Annotated in this window: 19 protein-coding genes; 11 read left to right on the forward strand and 8 right to left on the reverse strand. The window is 40.6% G+C overall.

The window, feature by feature from the left end:
• The first annotated feature begins 631 nt into the window (after positions 1 to 631).
• The gene (locus GJB62_RS15325; protein WP_114080543.1) at positions 632 to 1,276 is read left to right on the forward strand and encodes an NIL domain-containing protein; all 645 of its coding nucleotides are present in this window, start codon (positions 632 to 634) and stop codon (positions 1,274 to 1,276) included.
• A 22-nt stretch (positions 1,277 to 1,298) separates the two neighbouring features.
• Positions 1,299 to 1,637, forward strand: coding sequence for an NIL domain-containing protein (locus GJB62_RS15330; protein WP_114080544.1), 339 nt, complete (start codon positions 1,299 to 1,301; stop codon positions 1,635 to 1,637).
• Between the two features lie 6 nt (positions 1,638 to 1,643).
• On the opposite strand, the gene GJB62_RS15335 is transcribed toward GJB62_RS15330, so the two are convergent.
• Both GJB62_RS15335 and cysE read right to left on the reverse strand, forming a co-directional pair.
• Entirely contained in the window at positions 1,644 to 2,234 is a 591-nt protein-coding gene (locus GJB62_RS15335; RefSeq protein ID WP_114080545.1) for a Crp/Fnr family transcriptional regulator, read from the reverse strand.
• A gap of 168 nt (positions 2,235 to 2,402) precedes the next feature.
• Positions 2,403 to 3,131, reverse strand: a complete 729-nt coding sequence (gene cysE, locus GJB62_RS15340) for a serine O-acetyltransferase (protein ID WP_220186622.1) — start codon at positions 3,129 to 3,131, stop codon at positions 2,403 to 2,405.
• Between the two features lie 225 nt (positions 3,132 to 3,356).
• Between cysE and GJB62_RS15345 the strand changes: the two genes are divergently transcribed.
• The 3 genes from GJB62_RS15345 (at position 3,357) to GJB62_RS15355 (ending at position 5,608) form a co-directional block, all read left to right on the forward strand.
• The gene (locus GJB62_RS15345; protein ID WP_174713315.1) at positions 3,357 to 3,827 is read left to right on the forward strand and encodes an Rrf2 family transcriptional regulator; all 471 of its coding nucleotides are present in this window, start codon (positions 3,357 to 3,359) and stop codon (positions 3,825 to 3,827) included.
• An 18-nt stretch (positions 3,828 to 3,845) separates the two neighbouring features.
• The gene (cysK, locus tag GJB62_RS15350) at positions 3,846 to 4,808 is read left to right on the forward strand and encodes a cysteine synthase A (protein ID WP_114080548.1); all 963 of its coding nucleotides are present in this window, start codon (positions 3,846 to 3,848) and stop codon (positions 4,806 to 4,808) included.
• 605 nt (positions 4,809 to 5,413) lie between these two features.
• Positions 5,414 to 5,608 carry a hypothetical protein gene (locus GJB62_RS15355; RefSeq protein ID WP_147262438.1) on the forward strand — a complete coding sequence of 65 codons (195 nt, stop codon included), beginning with the start codon at positions 5,414 to 5,416 and terminating at the stop codon, positions 5,606 to 5,608.
• 2 nt (positions 5,609 to 5,610) lie between these two features.
• Here GJB62_RS15355 and GJB62_RS15360 read toward each other — a convergent pair whose 3' ends face one another.
• The 3 genes from GJB62_RS15360 to GJB62_RS15370 form a co-directional block, all read right to left on the reverse strand.
• Entirely contained in the window at positions 5,611 to 5,916 is a 306-nt protein-coding gene (locus GJB62_RS15360; RefSeq protein WP_114080549.1) for a hypothetical protein, read from the reverse strand.
• Between the two features lie 169 nt (positions 5,917 to 6,085).
• A complete protein-coding gene (locus tag GJB62_RS15365; RefSeq protein ID WP_159402428.1) occupies positions 6,086 to 7,558 on the reverse strand; it encodes an IS66 family transposase in 1,473 nt (490 codons plus the stop codon).
• Between the two features lie 265 nt (positions 7,559 to 7,823).
• Complete coding sequence (locus GJB62_RS15370) at positions 7,824 to 8,534, reverse strand: cadmium resistance transporter (protein ID WP_114085252.1); 711 nt, start codon at positions 8,532 to 8,534, stop codon at positions 7,824 to 7,826.
• Between the two features lie 126 nt (positions 8,535 to 8,660).
• Between GJB62_RS15370 and GJB62_RS15375 the strand changes: the two genes are divergently transcribed.
• Positions 8,661 to 9,323 (forward strand): cadmium resistance transporter, encoded by a 663-nt coding sequence (locus GJB62_RS15375; RefSeq protein ID WP_114085251.1) that lies wholly within the window; start codon positions 8,661 to 8,663, stop codon positions 9,321 to 9,323.
• Positions 9,324 to 9,509: 186 nt separating this feature from the next.
• Positions 9,510 to 10,550 (forward strand): hypothetical protein, encoded by a 1,041-nt coding sequence (locus GJB62_RS15380; RefSeq protein WP_114085250.1) that lies wholly within the window; start codon positions 9,510 to 9,512, stop codon positions 10,548 to 10,550.
• A gap of 43 nt (positions 10,551 to 10,593) precedes the next feature.
• On the opposite strand, the gene GJB62_RS15385 is transcribed toward GJB62_RS15380, so the two are convergent.
• Complete coding sequence (locus tag GJB62_RS15385; RefSeq protein WP_114085249.1) at positions 10,594 to 11,391, reverse strand: sulfite exporter TauE/SafE family protein; 798 nt, start codon at positions 11,389 to 11,391, stop codon at positions 10,594 to 10,596.
• 855 nt (positions 11,392 to 12,246) lie between these two features.
• Between GJB62_RS15385 and GJB62_RS15390 the strand changes: the two genes are divergently transcribed.
• The 3 genes from GJB62_RS15390 to GJB62_RS15400 all read left to right on the forward strand — a co-directional run bounded on the left by GJB62_RS15390 (position 12,247) and on the right by GJB62_RS15400 (position 13,797).
• Positions 12,247 to 12,834 (forward strand): TetR/AcrR family transcriptional regulator, encoded by a 588-nt coding sequence (locus tag GJB62_RS15390; protein ID WP_114085248.1) that lies wholly within the window; start codon positions 12,247 to 12,249, stop codon positions 12,832 to 12,834.
• Between the two features lie 4 nt (positions 12,835 to 12,838).
• Positions 12,839 to 13,228: a tautomerase family protein gene (locus GJB62_RS15395; RefSeq protein WP_114085247.1), complete on the forward strand. Its 390-nt coding sequence runs from the start codon at positions 12,839 to 12,841 to the stop codon at positions 13,226 to 13,228.
• 116 nt (positions 13,229 to 13,344) lie between these two features.
• Complete coding sequence (locus GJB62_RS15400; RefSeq protein WP_114085246.1) at positions 13,345 to 13,797, forward strand: thioesterase family protein; 453 nt, start codon at positions 13,345 to 13,347, stop codon at positions 13,795 to 13,797.
• Positions 13,798 to 14,711: 914 nt separating this feature from the next.
• On the opposite strand, the gene GJB62_RS15405 is transcribed toward GJB62_RS15400, so the two are convergent.
• Together GJB62_RS15405 and GJB62_RS15410 are read right to left on the reverse strand one after the other, a co-directional pair.
• Positions 14,712 to 15,479 carry a DsbA family protein gene (locus GJB62_RS15405; protein ID WP_114085257.1) on the reverse strand — a complete coding sequence of 256 codons (768 nt, stop codon included), beginning with the start codon at positions 15,477 to 15,479 and terminating at the stop codon, positions 14,712 to 14,714.
• Positions 15,480 to 15,596: 117 nt separating this feature from the next.
• Positions 15,597 to 16,478, reverse strand: coding sequence for a 4-hydroxybenzoate solanesyltransferase (locus tag GJB62_RS15410; RefSeq protein ID WP_114085245.1), 882 nt, complete (start codon positions 16,476 to 16,478; stop codon positions 15,597 to 15,599).
• Between the two features lie 481 nt (positions 16,479 to 16,959).
• On the opposite strand from GJB62_RS15410, the gene GJB62_RS15415 reads away from it, so the two are divergent.
• Complete coding sequence (locus GJB62_RS15415; protein WP_114085244.1) at positions 16,960 to 18,606, forward strand: Ppx/GppA phosphatase family protein; 1,647 nt, start codon at positions 16,960 to 16,962, stop codon at positions 18,604 to 18,606.
• The last annotated feature ends 463 nt before the right edge of the window (positions 18,607 to 19,069 follow it).

Below are 19,069 nucleotides of genomic sequence, written 5' to 3' on the forward strand. Positions count from 1 at the left end.
CTTTACCTGCAAGACCAGGGTTCAAAACCAGGCAGACTTGCTCTGTATGCGTAAACTATGCACCTTTTACGGTGAAATGAAAATTAGACATACAAATCCCGCCACTAGTAGTTCGCCAAGTTCACTTGGCGGGGTAAAGGGTAAAGGGGAAGGGGGAAAGGTTTCAAATCCCTTACCCCTTACCCCTTCCCCTTTCCCCAGCCATCACGCAGCATTTTTGGGTTGGCAGACTACTAGGTTTTTACCTGAGTATCCCTAGTTTTTTTCAGTCATCAGAGAAATTTCGATTAGAAAACTTAAAACAGTGGAAACACTTAAATATTCTTACAACCACCCGATACTTTATGAGTATAAAATTATCAACCGTATAAACCTCAAATTCTTTTACTAAAATTATCAATATTTAAGTTAATTTACTTATTGTTTTTTTACGGTCTTTGTGAGACTCTCCTTTACATAACAATTATTACGATAAATGGATAGAGTCACCGTAGTTTATTGAAAATCAGAAATATGAAAATCTCTATGAAGCTGACATCTCAGCAGCTACCCTATCAGCAAGATTCTCTGCCGAAGCCAAAAATTGCATTGGCGCAGCTCACCGTAGGCATTGCTATTGGGAATTAATCTGATGTCTCAGAGTAAATCTGTAGAACCTGCTTCAGTCCACAGCCGCATTCTCGTACCTCAGAGGTATAACAGGCAACCTGTAATTTCCCGGCTGGTGTCTCGTTATGGTTTAACCGTCAATATCAAAGCAGCATCACTGACATCCGATAGTGACAGCGATGGCTGGTTTGATTTGGAACTTTCGGGAAATCCCCAAAAACTGACAAATAGCCTATCTTACTTGCAAGGATTAGGAGTGAATTTACTCGAATTAGCGATCGCTAACCACATTCAATCTAACCAGCACTCTTTACCTTTCCCAAATCTAGCCAGCAAACTGAGTTCCAAAGACTCTGCATTACTGAAAAATCAATGGCAAGAACAATTCCAGCAATGGATTTCTCTCGGTCAAACTAATCGATTGCGCTTGCAACTGTGTGTCTTAAAATCTTATTACAAAGAGCCAGTGATTTCTGAGCTAGTTTCTCGTTATGGATTAACTGTAAATATTACCAGTGCTACACTTCAACCCGATACAGAAGATGACGGCTGGTTTGACTTGGATTTGTGGGGGAGAACCAAACAACTTTACTCTAGCCTGAGTTATTTAGAAAAACTGGGGCTACCGATTTGGCTGGATTTATCTAGCGTTTATAGCGATGGCTAAGTAATAAAATCGTCACTATCCAATGGCAGCATTAAATAAACGTCAAACCAATTCCCAAACCAGATTATCACTGGTTTCTTCAGTCTCTAACAAAAGCCAAGTCACTCAGATTCGCCTGCGGATATATATTCCCAAATGCTATCTGCAAGCGCCTGTGATTTCACAGTTAATTTCTGCTTACGGCTTGGTAGTTAATATTACTAAGGCTATGCTACAACCAAATACAGATGAAGAAGGGTGCTTTGATATTGAACTACGGGGAACAGTACCACAAATCTCTAACGGTTTGGCTTATCTGGAATCCCTGAATCTTAGAATTGTGGGCAAGCCGAATGCAGATAGCGATAGCTGGTTTTGTTGAAATAATCTAAATTTCGTAGTACCAAATCTCTTCTTCTCGCACCACAATTCGATGCAGGGAAAGACGAGCAATTAAGCCCTCATGCTCAAACTGCCCAAGAACACGAGTGATAGTCACACGAGTTGAACCTAGCATTTCTGCTAGGTCTTCGTGAGTTAGACGCATATCTATTAAACGTCCCTTCTCAACTTCCGAACCAAACTTTTTAGATAACCATGCCAACAGCTTGATTAGCATAGTATCAACTTTTTTATGGCTACGAATAACCATCAATTCTTGAGCCTGTTGGATATGGGCAAGTAGAGTTTCTGTTAGTTGAGTCCACTCCTCTACAGGTAAGATTGTCGCCTCTACTTTAGTTAGGCATTCCATCTGATAAGGTTCTAATTTTGACAAAGACTTACCAACAATATCTCCAGGGCCCCACAATCCCAGAGCGACGGTTGTGCCATCTTCCAAATAGGTAAAAGTCCTGACAAAACCCGTTTCAATCTTCCAAAGTCCGTTTGGATGCTCTGGTAAAAATGACCTCCGGGCAAAAATTTCTTTAGTATTATTACTGTTTAAGCTAGTTAAATTTGCATATAAAGATACCATAGCTATATCACTATTCTCCGATAAATTAACCGTAGTATTATATTTATATCAGGTTCTAAGAACCTATGGGTATTTTAAAAAAGGGAGTGGGGAGTGAAGAAGGGAATAGGGTACAGGGTACAGATAATTCCCTATCACCTATCACCTGTCACCTCTCCCCTCCATTCCCTAAATTCCCGCACCATCAAGAAAATCTTCAATCATCCCATCAGAGTTTTTGCTCTTAGGGTTGTCGGTTAATTCGTCGCCAAGCTCTGTTGGGGATAAACTTGATTGATCTTGCAACTCCTCGAACTGTTTCTCTAGAGCCTTGACACGTTCAAATAAAGCGCGGATAACTTCAGCTTCTACGTCGCGCACTTTATCATGATCCAGAACATTGGTAGACAAGTTGTTCTGACGAGTCACGCGCCCTGGAATCCCGACTACAGTTGTGTTACTGGGTACATCTCGCAGCACCACAGAACCGGCTCCAATACGGACGCGATCGCCAATTAGAATATTTCCCAATACCTTTGCACCGGCTCCCACAACCACATGAGAACCTAAAGTTGGATGGCGTTTGCCGCTCTCTTTCCCAGTTCCACCTAAAGTCACACCTTGATAAATCAGGGCATAGTCGCCCACGATCGCAGTTTCACCAATCACAACTCCCATACCGTGGTCAATAAACACTCCCTGTCCAATTAATGCCCCAGGATGGATTTCAATCCCGGTTAAAAACCGACTAATATGAGAGATAAACCGAGGTATGAAGGGAATTCCAATTTTATAGAGCCAGTGTGCCAATCGATGGAATATTAGGGCTTGGAGTCCAGGATAACAGAACAATACTTCTAGCCAGTTACGGGCTGCTGGGTCACGCTCAAAAATGGTTCGCAAATCAGTTATTAGCATACTCTGTTGAGATTTTCGTTGGTAAGTGAGGCTCTGAAAACAGAAACTCAGGATAATTCCCACAAAAAGATCGAGTCATTTATGGGAATTATGTAAGATAATAATCTACGGTAAGTCGATAGAATATAGTGTTTTTATGGTTAGTAAGTGGGATGCTATCACATTCCACACTTTGAAAAAATTAATTTCGGATAAACTGCGATAAGTCCCCCAATTCACCGTAGTATGTTGAGTACAGTCTTGAATAGCCAAAACTACGCTCTCTTGGATCTGTCTTCCAAAGTGGAATATGCATTGCTAGCACTCTTAGAACTGGCAAGCCACCACGGAAAAAAACTTCCTCTAACCATGAGCGAGATCACTACCAAACAACCTATACCTGAACGCTATTTGGAACAAATTTTGACCAACCTCCGGCGTTCTGGTGTGGTGCAGAGTCAACGCGGCTCTAAAGGAGGTTTTGTTTTAGCTCGTGAACCTTGGCAGATTACACTGCTGGAAATTGTGACTTTAGTCGAAGGTGAGCGGAAAGAGAAAGATACATCTGACTCTCCGACTCTAGAAAAGACTCTGGTTTATGAAGTTTGGGAGCAAGCTAACGCTGCTTCAATTGAAGTATTGGGTCGCTATACACTCCAAGACTTGTGCGAGGAAAGAGAGACTCGCGCCCAGCAAAGCCCGATGTATTATATTTAGACACGACGGAGTATTCACATGCGAATAGCGAAAGATATCACAGAGTTAATCGGACGAACTCCTCTAGTTCAATTAAACAAAATTCCCCAAGCTTCAGGAGCGGTTGCTCGGATTGTGGTGAAGCTAGAAAGCATGAATCCAGCATCTTCTGTGAAAGATCGGATTGGCGCGAGTATGGTGGAAACGGCGGAAGAAGCAGGCTTGATTCACCCCGGAAAAACTATTTTAGTAGAGCCGACTTCTGGGAATACAGGAATTGCGCTAGCGATGGTGGCGGCCGCTAAGGGGTACCATCTTATTCTAACGATGCCTGACACAATGAGCCACGAAAGACGATCGATGCTCAAAGCTTATGGCGCTCAATTAGAGTTAACGCCAGGTGTAGAAGGGATGCGAGGAGCGATCGGTCGTGCAGAGCAGATTTTAGCTCAAACGCCTAATGCTTATATGTTGCAGCAGTTCCGCAACCCCGCCAACCCGAAAGTTCACGCCGAAACCACAGCAGAAGAAATCTGGAATGATACCGATGGAGAGGTGGATATTCTAGTGGCGGGAGTGGGTACTGGTGGGACGATTACAGGAGTTGCAGAAGTTATTAAAGGACGGAAGCCAAGTTTTCAAGCGATCGCAGTTGAACCTAGCAGCAGTCCGGTATTAACGGGTGGAAAATCAGGGCCTCACAAAATCCAGGGTATCGGCGCGGGATTTGTCCCAGCAATTTACCGTCCAGAATTAGTGGATGAAGTGATTCAGGTAGCAGATGAGCAAGCGATCGCTTACAGCCGTCGCCTAGCAAAAGAAGAAGGATTGTTATCGGGCATTTCTACTGGCGCTGCTTTATATGCGGCTATTCAAGTAGCACAACGTCCAGAAAATGCAGGTCGTCTAATCGTCATGATCCAGCCTAGCTTCGGCGAACGCTACCTCAGCACCTCACTATTCAAAGATCCTGAAGAGAATGAGTGGTTAAGTAAAGTATAAAGTAATTTTGGATTTTAGATTTTAGCTGAAACAGCATTCATCTCACACTGACTGATACCAATTCTGTATGAAGATGCACATAATCAGTCCCCCCTTCACAAGGGCAGGGCTGTTTCATTCCCTAAAAGGCGCTGATTTACAAGCGTTTCAAGTAAAAAAACTAGGTGACTAAAAAATCTGATTGGGCAAGAAAATGGTATTCGCACTTAAATTTGCTGGTTGAAGTGGTAGTTTTTCTTTTTCCCACTCAAGCAAATTTCTGACTCATACTCTTGACAAAATCCCTAAGAGATCGAATGAAACAGCCCTGCCTTCACAAGGGGGGACGGCGTAGCTGGTGGGTAAATATATGCAGCTTCACAAAGAAACGGTATGAGTACAGTCCAGATATGAGATGAATGCGAGGTAAAAACGAAACATCGTCTTTATTGATTTTCTTAAAAATGATTGCGACAGATGGATAGACAAAAAGTTATTAAGTAAACGTGAGCTTCCAATGAACGGCATTCGTTATGCCTTAAAAGAAACAAAATTTTATCAATCGTTTAAAAGCTTAATATGTAAAGGTTTTAAGTGCCATTATTTCGCAACTTTCTTGTGAGGTCTTGGTTTTTATCCCTAGTTGTAGCGAACTGCAAACATCGGAACACGAAACTGCACTACTCAAACGCCTACTACAAGGGTTACGGGGCGCTTGTCGCCCCGTCAGAAACATTATTCCATCTCAATTGAGGGCTGCGATCGCATTTTCATCAGTTGAAACCGTCGCCACGTTTTCCCACTTCGAGTCTAAATTTTAGACTCAGACTGTGTAGGCTGCCCATCCAATTGTTTCAGTGGTATGTTTCCCGTCTGCAATAGTCCCTAAACCTCCGACTACTTCATTCAAACGGATTTTGAATCCACTAAGGTTAACATCTGCAATCCTGATTCCGGGTGTGTCAGGCCCATTGAAGGTTTGAACCATCGGAATTACAATAACTGTTGACCCTGATGGGAAAGGTGTTGGGAAGCTCACCGTTGTGAAAGTACTTGTGTCTCCTCCTATTTTTGCTGAATCGTTCCCAGAGCTAAGCTGGAGACTTCCAGTTTGCGTCATATTACTCATGTATTTTTCCTTTATTTTGATTATTTTGATGGACACTGAGCCGGACTATATTCAACTTCAGGGCATAAAAAAAATCAGAAAAGTCTGGAATTTTCCTTGCAAATAAATCCGACTTTTTCGAGCTTTTTAACCTTATTATGATAGATTATAAAATTGTAAGGATTCAGGTCTAAACGAGAGGAATTAAAGAAGGGGTCTGCACAGAAGAGTTAACCATCGCTTTGATAGCTTGGTCAAAAAACTCAATTACAGAGCGTCCTTGACGGCGACAAGTTTGTATAACAGTCAATAAATTAGCAGTATCTTGGAATCGCTTCATAGAACGAGAACCACCACTGACTTTTCGTTTTGTGACTGCTAAACGTAATGTTCGTTCTGCTAAATTATTATCAGGGGGTATGTCCGGGTGGTCTAAGAAATACCACCATTGATGAGCTTTATTACGTAAGGAGCGTAAAAGTTTACCAGCTTCTCCTCCAGCTTTATCAATCCATGAATGAATGGAAGATTCAACTTTTATTTTAAACTCGGATGCCCAACTCCAGAACTCATCAATGTTTTTAGTTTGTTGGAAGAGAGCATAGTTTTTAAAACCTTCATCTATCAGGCTGACAAATGCTGACCCAATCTCTTTGTTATTCAAGCCAGGAATTAAGATGAGTTTCTTGAAGTGACGGCGTAAATGCGCCTGACATTTCTGTTGGGCTTTCACCGGATAACCGTTATAAGCACTAAAGTCATCAGAACTGAGTACACCAGAGTAACTTGAACCCAAAATTGCCTCTAATTCGGCGCGAGAACGAGTATCAGCCGCATGAAATAAAGCGAAATCGGTATTGGCAAAAATCCATAACCATTCTTTTACCCCTTTGATTACCCAAGGTGTTTCATCCGAATGGATATTCGGCTGGGTTTGTTTTATCCACTCTTTAAGGTTGTCAATACTTTGAGCTACGGCACCATCTATTCGTTCATTTGTGGCTACTAAAGTCCCGACTCCAATTTCTATTTCACCCAGTTCCCACAACAATTCTTGTTGTTTCTCGTATGGTAAATGCCCGTAATTATTTATCCATCCCAAGAAAGCTTGCAGTCTGATTCCTATATCTTGTCCCGGTACTATTTCTGGCGACCAGTCTGCTGTTTGTTTTGACCCACACTCGCTGCAAATACAGGTATGTCTTTGATATTCTACGATTTCGATAGGTCTTTCTACCAACTGTGCTACTTGCTGGGTTTCTATTTTTATTGGTTCGTTACTGAATTCCTTTTGACCACAACAAAAACACACTTGCGGTCTTAATATCTCAAACCTATCTACTCTCCCAAAACCCTTTCTCGTTTTTCCCCGATGTCCTGGCTGTCCTCCTGGTTTCCGTTTTGGCGTTTCACTCTCCCCTGCTTCATCTTCAAGTTTTTTCTCGGTTTTTTTGAGGATGTCTGCCGACGGTGGTTTTGATGATGTTGTGCTGTCTAAGTCTCTACTAACTTTGAGTTTCTCTATTACAGATTCTAGTTCTATTACTCTGGATTTTAGCTGTTCTATAGCTTTTGCCTGCTCCATAAGCATCTCTACCAGTTGCTCTTTCTCCAACTGTTTTAGGGTTTCAGTGTCTAGTTTTAGTGGCAGGTTTTTTTCCATAATTGCTATATTCTGCTTCCCCTACCACACTTGTCAATACCCCAGCACCTGAATCCTTACATAAAATTTAACCCTCCAACCAAAGTTAGAGAAAATTAAGCCAAAATTATGGTATATGGCTGGTTATAGCGAGACTGCAACTAGGGGTAAAAACCAATACCTCGCAAAAGTGTTATACAGCATTGGCGATGATTGTGGGCTCTCAAACTGACTCACTTTAACTAACTATTTGAGAATCTAAAATCTAAAATGTTATATGGCTTTCTCACCTAGTTGAATTTTCTTTAATTTCATCCGTACTTTCGTTATTTTTCACCAAAATCATCAAACAGAAACAACTAGCAGCTAGCTTTATTAAGCTTAAAGCTCCACTCTTTAGTACAATAAAAGCGCCTAATCCTATAAGAATAAAAGGCACAAAATTATTAATATAGCGAGTCAATATATCAGCTATTACTCTGTAGTGAGTTAATTTGTATGCCCCATAGCACCAAATTCCTAACAATATAAAAAATAATCCAATAATTACCACAAAACTCTCTAGGTTGCTGCTAGCAAATAAAGGCACGTAGACACTAATGTTATCGCTACCATTGGCAAGTGTAACGGCTGCCACACTATAAGCTTGAGGAGAAAAAAAACTCGTAATTGTTGATGCTTCAGCCTCTTCTGTCGTAGCAACAACTTCTTTTGATGAATCTTCTTCCCGATTCAACAAACTACTGATACCTATGGACATTGGTAATAAACCAAGTAATCCAATCCAGTTTTTGGATAATACTAACCCACCAAATAAACCAGGAAGACTAAGGATTAGCAGAACTGTAAAACCTAGAAACTGACCAGCAACTATATGCCGAGGACGAAGGCTAGTATTTATTTGAGAAAAAAACAATAATAAAATGACAATATCATCAATATTAGTGGCAATGAACGCAATTGCCCCTGTAGTAATTGCAGTAACGAATTCGTTCATATTTTACAGCAGTTTTCAGGTCTTTAGACTGGTAAGGTAGGGAATGGGTATTAAAAAGTAGTGTAGTTCAATTACTTGAAAGGTTAATTTGGTATGGTGAGAAATCGTAGGTTCTAAAAATCCAGCATGAGTAAGTTAGGGACAGTCTTCAGTGAAGGAATTATTGCCTTCATCGCCACTAACATAGATGACATCATTATCTTGTTAATATTTTTTTCACAGATAGATGTTAATTTTCGGCGGCGGCATATCTTACTCGGTCAATATCTGGGTTTTTCAGCCATTATCATCGCTAGTTTACCAGGATTTTTTGGGGGATTGGTAATACAGCGAGAATGGATAGGATTGCTAGGACTGCTACCAATTGCTATTGGTATTCAACAATTAATATATAGAAAAGAAGAAACTATAACAGTTCAGACAGTCAGTAGTGATTTTAATCAACCTACGCCTACTAACCCGGTATTGTCTTTTATTTTAAGTGTTTTGCACCCCCAAACCTATAAAGTGGCAGCAGTAACGATCGCTAATGGTGGTGACAATATTAGTATATATATCCCTTTGTTCGCTGGTCAGAATCTTGCCAGCTTGGGAGTAATTCTAAGTATATTTTTTATCATGGTAGGGGTTTGGTGTGCGATCGCTTATTTTTTAAGTCGTCAACCTACCATTGCTTATATTTTAAGTCGCTACGGTAAAGCTGCTGTACCTTTTGTATTAATCGGCTTAGGTCTGTTCATTATGTATGAGCGAGGTACATTCACTCTACTACCTTGGGTGAGAAGTTAATCAATGTTGGATTTTGGATGTTGAATGCTGGATTTGAGATTGAACGATGAAAACTCCAATCTGAAATCTAAATATGCACAAAATGGTTAATATTCGAGCTTCAACGAAAAAGTTTTTGTTTACCAATTCTTAACCTAGACGAGGTTTAGCATCAATATAATAATTTGACTTATTGAAAGCTATGTAATGCGATACTCCCTTATACCTGCGATTCGGTGCAATTCTATCCGTTTTCGCCCAACCGTCCAACCTGTTTTTTGTCTGATTTCAGCGATCGCCCCCTTTTTGTGCTTTACCTCAGCACAAGCTCAGATAATCGGACAAGATATCACTTCAATTACTACTGACACTGCTTCGTTTCCTACTATATCTATTACCAACGTTGCAGGTGACAGCGAATTTGCAGGCAATACTTTTACTCTCAACTTCGGGGGGAAAATTCAATCAATTACAGGATTGACAACCACAGGAGGTAGCACAACATTTAGATCCATCCCTGCTTTTGTACAGATTCGCCGTAACCCCGCTACAGATGACAGAAAGCTAGCTTACTACCAAGGCAGTTTTGATTCTTCCTCTAATACCTTTAACTTTCTTAGTTTAGGCCCACTTCCAGAGAAAACGCTGTTTAGTATCAACAATATCTTGGCAGGCCCAGATAACGTTTTTACTAACACAGGTGCAAATTTAGGCGGCACACTTTACAACGGTAACGCTAGTATTGAGCGGCTTGACTTTGTACTTGTTAAACCTGTGAAGGCAAGTAATAAAATTCGCTTTACCGTCTTTGAGCGTGGATTACCAACTGGACACGATGGTTTTGGTATTGCGGCGATTACAAGTGTAGATAAACACGGAAATCCCACTTCCTACGGGCCCATTTACGTAATAGCAGCTTCTACCTGGGGTAAAACACCGTTACAAAACCCGATTCCACAATATTATTTCTTGAATAATGCTGCCAAAAATAATAGTGGAATTCCCATAAACCCTGCACTCACTATTCCAGCGAACCAAGTTTTAGGAGGTCTTCTGATTCGTACCGACGAACTCGTGTCACAGGGAAAAAAGGTCTACGGCTACTCGCTGTTTGCCCCTGATGTTACTTGCACTCCAAAAACACTGCTGAATGTCGCTAATTCTTGTTTTCCTACGAATACTGGAACGAACGGAGGAATAGATTTAGCTGCACCTAACTTGGGTGCCGTCTATTTGGAGAGTGAGTGAGCAGCGAAAAACTTTTACAACCAAACTCTATTACCGAGTCCTATCAAACCTGATGAACTAATTTCCAACTCACCATCATCAAAATGGCGTAAATAATAAACCGTAGTGGGCGCTGGGGAGCCACTTGGCAGATTTTAGCACCTAGCAGAACTCCTGGTACAGAGCCGAGCCAGATAGGTATTACCAAATTCCAATCAACTGTTCCCAGGCTGAGATGACCAAGGGCTGTAAATAGCAGTAAAATCGCTGCGTGTGAGATATCTGTACCCACTAGCTTCCGTGCATCTAAACGGAAAAACCCAATCAGCACTAGGGCAAACATTGAACCTGATGAGACGCTAGTTAGACCAACTAAACAGCCTAAAATGGCCCCCAAAGTGATTGTTAGGAAGCGGCCAAAGTTAGTTTCTAAGTCTAACTTTGGTAGTTCGGGTAAATTGAATTTGGGTAAAAAAGTCAATAACAACAATTGCACTAGTGCTAACGCTGTGACGAGCAAAATCATCACACCAAGCAAACGGAGCAAGATGTTATCCAGATTATACTCACCTGTACGTTTAAGAACGTGCAAAATTCCCACCCCAAACAGTGAGCCTGGAACACTTCCGAATGCCAGCCATTTGACAACTTCTGTATCCAGAGTTTTCTGTTCCCAATGCTTGACGCTACCAACAATCTTCATCAATGTGGCAGCTACAACATCAGAACTCACTGCGATGGAAGGCGGAACCTGAAAAACAAAAATCAACATTGGGGTAATGAGAGAGGCTCCGCCAATTCCCGTCAAACCAACTATGATGCCAACGAAGAAGCTTAAGAATGGTAGTGATAAATAGTGCATACTCTTTGGGGGTTTGAGAAAGTCAGCTAGAACTTCACTACTAGAGAGCAATAACTCAGCCGAACTACGGCCCAGTGATAGAGCTAGTCATGGCAAATTATTGTGTTTCTCAAAGGATGAGTGACACAAAGAAAGGTTTATCTAGCTAAAAATTAGGGCAGAAGATTACTGGACAACTTAAAACCTGTCTGAAAGTTTTTGGAAGTATGACAACTGACATTTAGCTGAAACAGACTTTTATAACTGCTTATGGGTCAGTTGTTTTACTAAATCAACTTTTTACTGGTTTTTCTGCGGTTTTACATGTAAAAGCCGGTAAAGCTATGTACTTACCGTATTTTACTTGTAAACACGATCAAACGTCCAGCGTATTCGTTTTGTATATCGCTATATTTTCTGGATAATACACCGCAAGTCTAATGACTCATGGAAATTTTGTTTTTTACAACCCCGTCAAAATCCTGTTTGGCAAAGCTCAAATCGCCAATATTACTGCTGGAATTTCTGTTGATGCCAAAACATATCATTACCTAGAGTAGGGGCAATACGGTTCGGTTAACGTTTTAATATGTCTGAACATCCCCCCAACCCCCCTTCAAAAGGCAGCCTTTTAACCATCTTTTACCCCCTTTTTAAGGGGGTCGCCGCAGGCGGGGGGATCTTAACCGAACCGTATTGAGAGTAGGGGTAGCATCAAAACTAACGGCGTTTATAACCGAATGAAGTCTGCGTTGTCTGGACGACAAAAAATACTTGACTCACAAGTATGTATAATGATAGAAATAAACAGACCAAATGGTCTGTAATTTTTAATTCAATAAACTACACGACTCCCTAGTCTAATAAATCGCTGTAATGTCCAAAGGCGAAGAAACAAAAAGTAGAATTCTCCACCAAGCAGCCGAACTGTTTAACCAACAGGGGTATGCAGGCTCATCAATGTCAGACATTATGCGTGTTACTGGATTGCAAAAAGGAGGAATTTACAATCACTTTCAAAGCAAAGACGATCTCGCATTACAGGCTTTTGATTTTGCGATCGCTCGCATTAAACAGCATACTAGATTTGCATTGCGAAACAAACGCCATGCAGTAGAACGCCTGCAAGCAATCATTGGGATATTTAGTAGCTTCGCAGAAAATCCACCTATCAAAGGAGGGTGTCCACTGCTGAATACTGCTGTGGAAAGCGATGATGCTCATCCGGCGTTGCGGGAACGCGCTCAACAGGCGATGAACTCTTGGCTGCATCTAATTCGTCGAATTATTGAAACGGGAATTGCCAAGGGTGAAATTCGCTCTGAAGTAAATGCTGATGAAATTGCCACCGTCATAATTGCAACGCTGGAAGGGGCCATAATGATGAGTAAGCTTTATGGAGATTCAATTCACATGCATAGGGTAATTAATCACCTGAATCAATACTTGGAAACTCACCTTTAAATGTATGGTACAAATCAAAGTATATTCTTTAGCAGACAAATTAAATCCTATTAAAGCGGAGTTATCAAATGTAATCCATACCTCCCTCATGGAGGTTTTACAGCTTACCCCTGAAAAAAGATTTCACCGATTTTTTCCACTGGATAAATCAGATTTTTACTATCCATCTGATAGAACAAACAATTATCTGGTTATCGAAATTAGTATGCTTGAGGGACGCTCAGTGGAAACAAAAAAAGAGTTGATTCGCCTGCTAATTAAAAATATCAATGAAAAATTCAATATTCCTATATACGATATTGAAATCACAATTTTTGAAACGTCCAAATCGAACTGGGGTATCAGAGGTTTGCCTGGCGACGAGTTAACCTTAAACTACAAAATAGAAGTTTGAAATTATTGTATTGTATTTAATGGGTTATTAGGCAATTAATAATTACCCATAGTTGAAAAAAGTAAAATTTTTTCTAATTTTACAGACCGATCGGTTTCAAAATATCAAGAGAAATAATGCTAGTAAATAACAGTTTGCACAGACCATTAGAAGTAGTATTAGAAATTCCTGTAAGAACATACGACATTGACTTTATGGGAATCGTAAGCAATATTGTATATGTCAGATGGTTAGAGGATTTACGTTTAAAGTTTTTAGATGAACATTGGCACCTGAATCGACAAATTGATCGAGGATATGCACCTGTTCTAGCTGGAACTGAAATTGAATATAAACGCCCAATAAAAATTATTGACCAAGTAATTGGACGTTTATGGCTAAGTAATTTAGGACGATTGAAGTGGACTGTACAAGCTGAAATTTTATCTAATAATGAGTTAGCAGCAGTAGCGAGTCAAAAGGGTGCTTTTATCAGTTTACAAAATAGTCGTCCTATTCCTATTCCAGAGGAATTAAAGAATAAATATTTAGAGCATCAAAAAGGAAATCTGAAAGACTATTCATCATAAAGTAATATCCTTGGGTTAAGACTGTATTCTCCCTAATCTTCCTTAAAAAGAAGGGAACTAGAGGAAGCCTTTTTAAGCTGAGTCTAGGCGCAGAAAGTTTTCTGACTTGCCTAATCTTAAAGGAAGCTTTAAGTTACCATATATTTAAGAACATGAGGAGTAAAGAAAATTTCTTCTCATCACTCCTCATCAGCTACTCCTTACACTTGCCTCAAGTACATCACTAAACTGTTGTATGAAACCTCTAACTAAAGATGCACTTTATTGTTAAATAAAAAAGTATCTATCTAAACAAATACTATGGAGATACAATCCTTACACAGTATATATTAATCTGCTTTGATTTTTGTTCGCACAGCGTGGCGTAGCCATATTTACGTGGGTAGGTAATAGGCAAGAGGCAAGAGGCAATAGGAAAGAAGGCTTTTTGAGTTGTACGGGGTTTTTTCAAAAATCAAATATGAGTCTTATATATTGATCAAGCTTATTGCTAGTTATCAGGCATCATTAAAAAAAAATGTAGCTAGTCATAATTAAAAATATGTGAGTTTGATAAACCTCTCCCTGCCTTAAACTTGTGTTCAAGCCTGTCCCTCTCCGACTCGCAAAGGGACGGTGGCGTTGCTGAATTAAAGTATGAATCTGGATGTAGAGACGTAGCAGTGCTACGTCTCTACAAGGATTTTGGTATTATGCAAAATCATTTTCATACATAGAATCAGCAACGCCGTGACAGTTTTGCGTAGTAAAACTAGCAAAAAATTGTAGGTTGGGTGGAGGCTTTGCGTAACCCAACATTCTGATATATGTTGGGTTGCGCTCCGCTTCACCCAACCTACGTTTAATGCACTATTTTAGCCTTGACACGCCACTAGTTACTTAAACAGTGACAGGTTATTTTCAAACACACTCATTTACTTAGCACCAGTCAATATATTTTCGATATCCGCTAGCTGTGGAACTCCTGAAAAAGTTGGACTATTAATGATAAAGAAAGGTGTGCCAGAAACACCCAACTTCTCTGCTAATTGGATATCTTTTGTAATTGCGGGAGTAGCAAGAGTAAGATCGCGTTTAAATTTACTTAAATCTAGATTCAGTTTTTTAGCAATATCTAAATATAACGCTTCACCTAGTTGCTTTTGATTAGTAAATAGCGCATCATGATATTCCCAAAATTTGCCCTGTTGATATGCTGCCCAAGCTGCTGTCGCAGATGGTAATGCTTCAGCATGAATTGAAATTAGGGGTAAATTCTTGTAAACTAATTTTACTTTATCTGGATACTTTGCTAACAATTGTTTCAATGTTTTATGCGCCTCGGCACAGTAGGGACATTGAAAATCGGAAAATTCTATCAGCACAGTTTTTGATTGAGTTGAACCTGTGGTGGGAGACTCACCAATTACTGTTTGAGGATTCGTCTTTAAATCTTGTAAAAATGTTTGCTGTGCTTGCTTGAGTTTTTGTTGTTGCTGCTGCTGATAAGCTTGAACAGATTCAATAATTGCCTGTGGATGTTCGCGGATAATTTGTAAGACTTGCTGTTCTAATTGCGGATCAATCCGGCTAGCAGCTTGTGCAGGAAATGACCAGGTGACAACGAAACAGAGCAGACTTATTGCTGCCCAAGTACGCATATACTCAATTAATGGACTAAACAAATCAAAGAATTTACTCATAGAAAAACTCATAAATATTTTTGTCTAACTTTTATAGACGCGCAGTTGCTTCGACTTCAAAGTACGCTTCAAGGAAAAATCCCATAATCAAAGTTATGAAAATTCCCTTTTTACTGATTAAACAGATCCAGCGATCATCCCAGCAAGCAAAATAAAACCAATCCACACGTTTTGCCGGAACATCTTACCATAAACAGAATTAGGTAAATCTCGCTGTCTTAATCGCAGAGATTGCCAAACCCATCCCATAGTAGCAACTGCAAGGCTAATCCAAAAGGGTAAGTGCAGATTTATGAGCAAACCTAACCAAGCCAATAACAAGATTGTGCCAGCAAAGAAAATTCCGATCGCTACAGGGGCATAATTCCCAAAAAATAGGGCGCTTGAATTAACACCAATGCGGCGATCGTCTTCCTTGTCGCTCATGGCATAAACTGTATCAAATCCCAATGTCCACAGTACAGTCGCGCCCCAAAGTAACCAAGTTGGTAGAGTGATGGTTTGGGTAACTGCACTCCAACTAATCAACACCCCAAAACCCCAGGCAATGGAAAGTACCAGTTGCGGTACAGGAAACACTCGCTTTGCGCCTGGATAAAGGACAATTACGGGCACTGCTGCCACACATAACCAGAAACTTAGGGGGTTAAGGTAAAGGGCCAGAATAGCTGCACATGCTAGCGATACGATCGCAACTACAATCCCAACTTTCACAGACAAAGCGCGAGAAGCGAGGGGGCGATCGCGTGTTCTCTCCACTTCTGGATCGATATCCCGATCCCATAAATCATTGACAACACATCCCGCCGCACTTGTGGCCAGAGTACCCAATATAATTACACCAACCAGAGGTAAAGGTGGTTTCCCAGAAGCTGCTAAAAACACTGCCCAAAGAGCAGGAATCATTAAAATTAACCGTCCTTCTGGTTTATGCCAGCGTAAAAGCCGGATAATTACAAGCCAAACTGGTAACTGGGGGCGTTCTGGCATCGTTAACATAGAAATCAACAAATAACTTTAGATAGATGAATTCACACATCTTTACATCTATAGAATAACGTTATTTGTTATTTGTAAAAACATCACCCAAAGTGGCAACTTTAAATATCTTTTAATAGTCGCTAGCGTTAGACGCATTAGGGTGAATATACTTAGCTCAGTTACCCTCGACGAAACTGAGTTGCGAGTGCTGAGTATTTTTTTATTTACTCAGCATTCAGTTTGAGTAAGTGCGTTGCAATAAAAGGTTAAAGGGGAAAGGGGAAAGGGGAAAGGGATGAACAGGTCGCCCACAAGGGGCGAGGTTTTTACCTTCCCCATAAAATTTGGATTATTTCACCCACAAGGGGCGAGGTTTTTACCTTTCCCCCTTCCCCTTTCCCCCTTCCCCTTTCCCCCTTCCCCTTCTTCATAAATATCAGTGCCAGCTACCCCGACATACCACCGTTTGCCATCATTTCTTATAAAGAGAGAAAACTAGATGCAGAATTTAGTTTCGGCTAGCTGGGAGAGTTCTGCAACTCAACCACCTAACCAACATCGGATTATTGCTGCCATTGACCTGGGAACAAATTCTCTACACATGGTAGTAGTTAAAATTGACCCGACGCTACCAGCCTTTAGCATTATCGCCAGAGAAAAAGAAACTGTGAGACTTGGCGATCGCAATCTTACCACTGGAGAACTCAAACCAGAGATCATTAAAAAGGCGATCGCTGCTTTAGGACGCTTTCAAGAAGTTGCCAAAACCATCAATGCTGAAACAATCATTGCTGTGGCGACTAGTGCCGTGCGCGAAGCCCCAAATGGTAAAGATTTTTTGCACAGAGTAGAAAAGGAATTGGGTTTAAGCGTTGACTTGATTTCTGGTCAAGAAGAAGCGCGACGAATCTACCTTGGCGTGCTTTCGGGCATGGAATTTCACAACCAACCCCATACCATTATTGATATTGGCGGTGGTTCCACAGAATTAATTTTGGGCGATAGTCACGAACCGCGCACTCTCACCAGTACCAAAGTTGGTGCAGTGCGACTCACTAGCGAGTTAATCACTACCGATCCCATCAGCAACACGGAGTTTATGTATTTGCAATCCTATACACGCGGTATGTTAGAACGTTCCGTGGATGAGGTATTAGCAAATTTCCAGTTTGGAGAATCCCCCCGTTTGGTGGGTACATCTGGCACGATTGAAACCCTGGCGATGATTCATGCACGAGAAAAGTCAGGTGTTATTCCTTCCACTCTCAATGGCTATCAGTTTAGTCTTAAAGACTTGCGAGAGTTGGTAAATCGCTTGCGGAAACTGAGTAATTCAGAAAAGTCTGCGATTCCGGGAATGCCAGATAAGCGGTCTGAAGTTATACTGGCTGGTGCAGTAATACTACAGGAAGCGATGACCCTTTTAGGCAGTGAATCGATCGCAATTTGTGAGCGTTCTCTGCGGGAAGGCGTAATCGTAGACTGGATGTTAGGCCACGGCTTAATTGAAGATAAGCTGCGTTACCAAAGTTCAGTTCGAGAACGGAATGTTTTAAAAATCGCTAATAAATACCACGTTAACTTAGAGTATAGCGATCGCGTCGCCAAATTTGCCGAGAGTTTATTCGATCAAACTCAAGGTACGTTACATCACTGGGGATCTGACGAGCGACAACTGCTATGGGCCGCTGCAATATTACACAATTGCGGTCATTATATCAGTCATTCGTCTCACCACAAGCACTCTTACTATCTAATTCGCAATGGTGAATTACTTGGTTATACAGAAACCGAGATTGAAATCATAGCCAACTTAGCACGTTATCATCGCAAATCGCCGCCCAAGAAAAAACATGAAATTTACCAGAGTCTGCTGACTAAAGAGCAGTGCCAAATGGTTAGTCAATTGAGTGCAATTCTAAGATTGGCGGTGGCACTAGATAGACGACAAATTGGGGCGATATCTCAAGTGCAATGTGAGTATTATCAACAACTTCGACAGGTAAACCTGCTGATTTTTTCATCTCAAGCTGATGATGACTGTGCTTTAGAACTTTGGAGTTTAGATTATAAAAAAGGAGTGTTTGAGGAAGAATTTGGAGTTAAATTAGTAGCAAGTTTAGAAAAACCTTTTAGAAAAATTTAAGGTTGCTCAATTCTTTGAGAAAGTAGGGTGCGTTAACGCAGTGTAACGCACCTGTTACAAAACAAGATTTTGCAGTTAAAGAAGAATTCAGCAGTCAGAATAAATATACTCTTGACAGGATGCTCCTCGTAGTTTGCTTCTTTGCAGGTTTTACTCAACGCTATCCGCTTTTTCGGTTAAAATCCTGAATGAACACTGACTCCTAACTCCTGAATTCTGTTTTGATAAAGATGATTTCAGAAGTAAAATAAACCTTATTTCTAATTTTGGCATCCTACTTAAGGAGCAATTTATAAAGTGTCCTAAGAAGTATTTAAAAATTAAAATTAGTAATTAGAATATAGTTAACAATCTATTTAATAGGTTATGTTGCTATCGGATACCTAAGCCGGGAAAACTTAGGTATCCTTCTATAATATAAAATCTCAAGAAAGCAGTTGAGACTGCTTGTTTTTCTGCATTG

Origin of the sequence: Nostoc sp. ATCC 53789 (genome assembly GCF_009873495.1) — a bacterium.
Classification (GTDB): domain Bacteria; phylum Cyanobacteriota; class Cyanobacteriia; order Cyanobacteriales; family Nostocaceae; genus Nostoc; species Nostoc muscorum_A.

Bases quoted from the DNA above. Each gene is read 5' to 3' on its own strand.
- cysK (WP_114080548.1), top strand. From the start codon at position 3,846: ATGCGAATAGCGAAAGATATCACAGAGTTAATCGGACGAACTCCTCTA.
- GJB62_RS15380 (WP_114085250.1), top strand. From the start codon at position 9,510: ATGCGATACTCCCTTATACCTGCGATTCGGTGCAATTCTATCCGTTTT.
- GJB62_RS15375 (WP_114085251.1), top strand. From the start codon at position 8,661: ATGAGTAAGTTAGGGACAGTCTTCAGTGAAGGAATTATTGCCTTCATC.
- GJB62_RS15400 (WP_114085246.1), top strand. From the start codon at position 13,345: ATGCTAGTAAATAACAGTTTGCACAGACCATTAGAAGTAGTATTAGAA.
- GJB62_RS15335 (WP_114080545.1), bottom strand. From the start codon at position 2,234: ATGGTATCTTTATATGCAAATTTAACTAGCTTAAACAGTAATAATACT.
- GJB62_RS15365 (WP_159402428.1), bottom strand. From the start codon at position 7,558: ATGGAAAAAAACCTGCCACTAAAACTAGACACTGAAACCCTAAAACAG.
- GJB62_RS15370 (WP_114085252.1), bottom strand. From the start codon at position 8,534: ATGAACGAATTCGTTACTGCAATTACTACAGGGGCAATTGCGTTCATT.
- GJB62_RS15390 (WP_114085248.1), top strand. From the start codon at position 12,247: ATGTCCAAAGGCGAAGAAACAAAAAGTAGAATTCTCCACCAAGCAGCC.
- GJB62_RS15330 (WP_114080544.1), top strand. From the start codon at position 1,299: ATGGCAGCATTAAATAAACGTCAAACCAATTCCCAAACCAGATTATCA.
- GJB62_RS15325 (WP_114080543.1), top strand. From the start codon at position 632: ATGTCTCAGAGTAAATCTGTAGAACCTGCTTCAGTCCACAGCCGCATT.
- GJB62_RS15415 (WP_114085244.1), top strand. From the start codon at position 16,960: ATGCAGAATTTAGTTTCGGCTAGCTGGGAGAGTTCTGCAACTCAACCA.
- GJB62_RS15385 (WP_114085249.1), bottom strand. From the start codon at position 11,391: ATGCACTATTTATCACTACCATTCTTAAGCTTCTTCGTTGGCATCATA.
- GJB62_RS15360 (WP_114080549.1), bottom strand. From the start codon at position 5,916: ATGAGTAATATGACGCAAACTGGAAGTCTCCAGCTTAGCTCTGGGAAC.
- GJB62_RS15395 (WP_114085247.1), top strand. From the start codon at position 12,839: ATGGTACAAATCAAAGTATATTCTTTAGCAGACAAATTAAATCCTATT.
- GJB62_RS15410 (WP_114085245.1), bottom strand. From the start codon at position 16,478: ATGTTAACGATGCCAGAACGCCCCCAGTTACCAGTTTGGCTTGTAATT.
- GJB62_RS15405 (WP_114085257.1), bottom strand. From the start codon at position 15,479: ATGAGTAAATTCTTTGATTTGTTTAGTCCATTAATTGAGTATATGCGT.
- GJB62_RS15345 (WP_174713315.1), top strand. From the start codon at position 3,357: ATGTTGAGTACAGTCTTGAATAGCCAAAACTACGCTCTCTTGGATCTG.
- cysE (WP_220186622.1), bottom strand. From the start codon at position 3,131: ATGCTAATAACTGATTTGCGAACCATTTTTGAGCGTGACCCAGCAGCC.